Origin of the sequence: Streptomyces sp. A0592, assembly GCF_004795115.1 — a bacterium.
GTDB classification, from domain to species: domain Bacteria; phylum Actinomycetota; class Actinomycetes; order Streptomycetales; family Streptomycetaceae; genus Streptomyces; species Streptomyces erythrochromogenes.
The window spans coordinates 1-776 of the sequence record NZ_SSBM01000104.1; the positions used below are offsets into that span (position 1 = coordinate 1).

Sequence of the window (776 nt, forward strand, 5' to 3'; positions counted from 1 at the left end):
ACAGCACCTTGGAGAGGAAGGCCTTCGTCCGCTCGTGCTGGGGGTTGCCCAGTACCTCGCGGGGGTGGCCCGACTCGACGACGACGCCGCCGTCCATGAAGACGAGGTTGTCGCCGACCTCGCGGGCGAAGCCCATCTCGTGGGTGACCACGATCATGGTCATGCCCGACTCTGCGAGGTCCCGCATGACGTCCAGGACGTCACCGACCAGCTCGGGGTCGAGGGCGGAGGTGGGCTCGTCGAAGAGCATCAGCTTGGGCTCCATGGCCAGCGCACGGGCGATGGCCACGCGCTGCTGCTGGCCGCCGGAGAGCTGGGAGGGGTAGTTCCCGCCCTTCTCGCCCAGGCCCACCCGGTCCAGGAGGCGGACGGCGCGCTCGCGCGCCACCGCCTTGGACTCGCCCTTCACCATGACCGGCGCTTCCATGACGTTCTCTATGGCCGTCATGTGCGGGAACAGGTTGAAGCGCTGGAAGACCATGCCGATGTCCCGGCGCTGGGCCGCGACCTCGCTGTCCTTCAGCTCGTGGAGCTTGTCGCCCTTCTGGCGGTAGCCGACGAGGTCCCCGTCGACGTACAGCCGTCCGGCGTTGATCTGCTCCAGGTGGTTGATGCACCGCAGGAAGGTCGACTTGCCGGAGCCGGACGGGCCGACCAGGCAGAAGACCTCACGCGGGGCGACCTCCAGGTCGATGCCCTTGAGGATGTGCGCCGCACCGTAGGACTTGTGGACGCCCTCGGCCTTCACCATGGCAGTCATCAGGCCACCGCCTTGC

At 68.0% G+C, this 776-nt stretch carries 1 protein-coding gene; it reads right to left on the reverse strand.

Annotated features, from left to right (window positions below; all coding sequences use genetic code 11):
* On the reverse strand, window positions 1-760 hold a 760-nt coding region (locus E6U81_RS39545), incomplete at its 3' end, for an amino acid ABC transporter ATP-binding protein (RefSeq protein ID WP_136234808.1).
* Window positions 761-776: the final 16 nt, after the last annotated feature.